Raw genomic sequence first — 4,350 nt, 5'->3', positions numbered from 1 at the left:
AGCTTCCCTGGAGTGGCTGTTCCGGCTGTACAAGCAGCCCAGCCGCCTGGGACGGATGATGGCCCTGCCGAAATTCGTGGTGAAGGTACTGGAAGCCAAACACGGCCGGAAATAACAGGGTCTGGACTCCACCGTTTTTTGCCGTACAGATTTGGACAAAGAAACTGAGATAAGGTATAATAAAACGATGGGTGGAGGTGAAGATGTGACCAAATACAAATACCATATAGTAAAGGAAGGCTATCCCTTTATCGGGACCATGCTGGCCGTGACCATCCTGGCCGGTTATGTGGCCGGTCCGGTTTTTGCAGTACCCCCGGCGGTCCTGATGATTTATTTTGGCTACTTCTTCCGGAACCGGGTGCTGGATGTGAAGCAGGATCCTGATATCCTGTATTCTCCGGCGGACGGTACGGTGATGGGGGTAGAGGAGTTTTTCGATAAAGAATATCTCAACGAACCGGCCAAGAAAGTGACCATTTTCCTGTCCGTGTTCAATGTGCATACCAACCGGGCTCCCATGACGGGGCTGGTGAAGTACATGCGCTACACCTGTGGGGGGTACGAACCGGCTTTCAAGGATTCGGCACCCATTGTGAACGAACGGATGGCCATCGGCCTGGACAACGGCACCAACCGGATCCTGGTGATCCAGATTGCCGGGATCCTGGCCCGGCGGATCGTTTCCTGGACCAGCCTGGGCAGCCGGCTGAAACAGGGTGACTGCTACGGCATGATCAAGTTCGGTTCCTGTACGGAACTGGTGGTTCCCCGCTCTGTGGAGATCCTGGTCCGGAAAGGGGACAAGGTGCAGGGCGGTATCAGTATCATCGGGAGGCAGAAAGCAGAATGAACTACAAACGCATGGTCCCCAACAGCATCAGCGGACTGAGCCAGATGCTGGGACTGATTTCCATTTATCTGTCCATGGAAAAGGATTTTTCCCTGGCAGCCATCTTCATTATCCTGGCCATCCTGGCCGATTCCTGTGACGGCCGTGCCGCCCGGGCTCTGGGGGTCAGCGGACCTTTCGGGGTGGAGATGGATTCTCTCTGTGACGTGTGTTCCTTCGGCATGGCACCTTCGGTGCTGATCTATACCTATTCCCTCCATGAACTGGGAGTGGCGGGGATGATCATCTCCGGTCTTTTTGCCTTCGGGGCGGCCATGCGGCTGGCCCGGTTCAACGTGAATGTCAGCGATATCCACGGATACTTCCAGGGGATGCCGGCGCCGGCGGGAGCCTGCGTCATCGTCACCTTCGTGCTGGGAGGCATGCAGATCGGCCCGGTGCTCACCTCCCTCCTGACGGTGGCTGTGGCCTGCCTGATGTACAGTGATGTAAAGTATCCGGATTTCAAGGGCCATGGGAATCCCCTGTTCCGGGTGCCGGTGATCATTTCTTTCATCCTGGGGGCTCTGGTATTGTACAGCGATCTGAAGGCCTGGCCTTTTGTGATCATGTTCACCTATACCCTGTGCGGGGTGCTCAATGCTGTGTATGTGAAAGTGACGGGGAAACAGGCCGTCTTTAAGTAAGAGGAGGAAACAAGAGGTTTTATGAGCACGTATTTTGACATCATCATGGTTCCCCTCCAAGTGCTGATCGTCTTTTTCACCATCTATTATTTTGTGATTTCCCTTTTTGGCATTTTGCCCCGGAAAAAAGAAAAGAAGATCCTGACGCCCAAGACTACCTTTGCCGTGATCGTGGCCGCCCACAACGAAGAAAAAGTCATCGGGGAGCTGGTGGAGAACCTCCATATGCTCCGGTATCCCGACGAACTGTATGACATTTTCGTCATCGCCGACAACTGTAAGGACCATACGGCGGATGTGGCCCGGAAAGCCGGGGCCATTGTGTACGAACGGTTCAATCAGGAGAAAGTGGGGAAGGGGTTCGCCCTGGAATGGATGTTCCGGCAGCTGTTTGCCCTGGACAGACAGTATGATGCGGTGGCCATTTTCGACGCGGACAACCTGGTGCACCCGGACTTCCTGAAGGAAATGAACAACCGGTTCTGCAAAGGGGAACGGCTGATCCAGGGGTATCTGGACGTGAAGAACCCCAACGACAGCTGGGTCAGCGGCACCTTCGCCATCAACTTCTGGATCGTGAACCATGTATGGCACCTGGCCAAGTATACCATCGGGCTCTCCAGCGTGTTCGGGGGCACCGGCATGGTGATTGCCACGGAAGTGCTGAAAAAGTACGGGTGGAAAGCCACCTGCCTGACGGAAGACATGGAATTCACCATGAAGTGCCTGCTGGAAGGGATCCCCACCACCTGGTGCCAGGATGCCATCATCTACGACGAAAAGCCCCAGACCTTCAAGGCTTCCTGGAACCAGCGGAAGCGGTGGGCCCAGGGCCAGTTCGATGTGGCAGGCCGGTACATGGGGAAGCTGCTGAAGGAAGGGATCCGGAAGCGGGACATTGTGATCCTGGATGGGGTCATCGATGTGTTCCAGCCCTATTTCATGCTGATCTCCACCTTCTTCGTGCTCTGCAGCACCATCTACAACTTTGTGCCTTTTTACACCAATGTGCTCTATGCCCTGCTGCCTTACCATGTGTGGCAGGTGATCGGGGTGGCCCAGTACGTGATCCCGGCCATTATCCTGTTCAAGATCAACGCGGCCCCCAAGTCCTGGTTCTACACCCTGTTCTATCCGCTGCTGCTCTACAGCTGGGTGCCCATCACCATTTTGGGCTTCCTGCACCGGCACGAACACGTGTGGAGCCACACCATCCACACCCGGAGCATCAGCTTCAACGATGTGCTGGTGCCGGAAAGTGCGGAAACCGGACCGAAGCAGATCGTACTGCCGAAAGAGAAAAGATAAGGGCTGCAAAGCAGCCTGCGATTGGGGGCTGTTGCTCATGCAACAGCCCTTTTTCTGTTTCATCCTTGACAAAATCCCTGCATATTGCTATAGTATGGGTATCAACAGAATAGTTCCGGTAGGCAAGGCTCCTACAGGGATATGGACTGCTGCCGCAACAGGATGGAGACATCCCGCGTAGGTCTGAACAGGCTGCGTCAAACAAGAAGGCGCCGCATAATGCAGTTTCACCGCCCTGTAGAGTTAAAGCTCGTACGGTGGCAGTGAAAGCGGCTGGCAGCTGTTTCCACTGAAGTGTGTTTTGCATTTGTGCCGTTCGGGTTTCCCCCGGACGGCTTTTCTGTTATGTGAATCTGAGTCCTGGAAAGGTGGTGGCAAAGCATGGACGGTGCTGGTGGAGGCAGTCATCCTCACGGTTTGGGCAGCGGAATTTTCACAGACTGGCGGTGCCGGTCCGGTTTTGCTGCGCGTTTCTGAGCTGACGGCCTCTTAAAGAGGGGGAACGGCCCCCGGATTTCTTTAGGAGGAGAACATGAAAAAAGAAAATATGGACAAAAAATTCCAGCTGGCGGCCCATGAAGCCCAGGCCCGGCTCCTGGAAGCGGCTGCCCTGGAGGGGAAAGAAGCCATGGCCCGGTACGGTACCGGGGCTTCCGGTCTGACGGAAGAACAGGCAGAGGCCTCCCGGGACAGATACGGGGCCAACAAGGTGACCCGGGAAAAGAAGAAGAGCGTGGCCGCCCGTCTGGTGGAAGCTTTTGTGAATCCCTTTACGGTGATCCTGTTTGTGCTGGCGGGGGTGTCCACGGTAACGGACATCATCCTGCCCCTGCGTTCCGGGAACATGGATGATTTCAACCCGGTGACGGTATGCATCATCCTGACCCTGCTGCTGATTTCCGGGGTGCTCCGGTTCGTCCAGGAAACCCGCAGCGGGGATGCGGCAGCGAAACTTTTGGAACTGATCACTACTACCTGCACGGTGATCCGGGACGGGGGCAAAAAGAAGGAAATTCCCCTCCAGGACGTGACGGTGGGGGACCTGGTGTGGCTGTCCACTGGTGATATGGTACCGGCGGATCTGCGGATCCTGGATGCCAAGGACCTGTTTGTGAGCCAGGCTTCCCTGACCGGGGAAAGCGCCCCTCAAGAGAAGGTCCCTTATAAAGTGGATGCCAGCGGGGACAAAGCGGTGACGGAACTGTCCAACCTGGCTTTTATGGGAACCAATGTGATTTCCGGTTCCGCCACCGGTCTGGTGCTGGGCATCGGGGACCACACCCTGTTCGGCAGCATGGCCAGCTCCATGGCCCAGGAGGCTCCGGAAACCAACTTCACCAAAGGGGTGAACTCGGTATCCTGGGTACTGATCCGGTTCATGATGGCCATGGTGCCCCTGGTATTTTTCATCAACGGATTTACCAAAGGGGACTGGGTGTCCGCCTTCCTGTTCGCCATTTCTGTGGCGGTGGGGCTGACGCCGGAAATGCTCCCCATGATCGT

The 4,350-nt window shown here is 55.9% G+C and carries 4 protein-coding genes, 1 pseudogene and 1 riboswitch; all 5 genes and pseudogenes read left to right on the top strand.

Features of this window, described 5'->3' with window-relative positions; all coding sequences use genetic code 11:
- Positions 1-115, top strand: a pseudogene (locus QVO43_RS10150) (WecB/TagA/CpsF family glycosyltransferase); the annotation flags it as partial.
- 90 nt (positions 116-205) lie between these two features.
- The gene (locus tag QVO43_RS06575; RefSeq protein ID WP_022487746.1) at positions 206-853 is read left to right on the top strand and encodes a phosphatidylserine decarboxylase; all 648 of its coding nucleotides are present in this window, start codon (positions 206-208) and stop codon (positions 851-853) included.
- Positions 850-1,539: a CDP-diacylglycerol--serine O-phosphatidyltransferase gene (gene pssA, locus QVO43_RS06570; RefSeq protein WP_022487745.1), complete on the top strand. Its 690-nt coding sequence runs from the start codon at positions 850-852 to the stop codon at positions 1,537-1,539. Before QVO43_RS06575 ends, pssA begins: the two co-directional genes overlap by 4 nt.
- 21 nt (positions 1,540-1,560) lie before the next feature.
- Positions 1,561-2,847, top strand: a complete 1,287-nt coding sequence (locus QVO43_RS06565; RefSeq protein WP_022487744.1) for a glycosyltransferase family 2 protein — start codon at positions 1,561-1,563, stop codon at positions 2,845-2,847.
- Between the two features lie 107 nt (positions 2,848-2,954).
- Positions 2,955-3,116, top strand: a riboswitch (M-box (ykoK) riboswitch).
- 263 nt (positions 3,117-3,379) lie between these two features.
- Positions 3,380-4,350: P-type ATPase (locus QVO43_RS06560; protein WP_441293924.1), on the top strand; the 971-nt coding region annotated here is incomplete at its 3' end.

Source organism: Acidaminococcus sp. CAG:542 (assembly GCF_000437815.1).
In the GTDB taxonomy this organism is placed as follows: domain Bacteria; phylum Bacillota; class Negativicutes; order Acidaminococcales; family Acidaminococcaceae; genus Acidaminococcus.
This window is presented reverse-complemented; position numbering and strand designations above follow the sequence as displayed.

Coding starts and splice junctions, on each gene's coding strand:
- pssA (WP_022487745.1), top strand. CDS start 850: ATGAACTACAAACGCATGGTCCCCAACAGCATCAGCGGACTGAGCCAG.
- QVO43_RS06565 (WP_022487744.1), top strand. CDS start 1,561: ATGAGCACGTATTTTGACATCATCATGGTTCCCCTCCAAGTGCTGATC.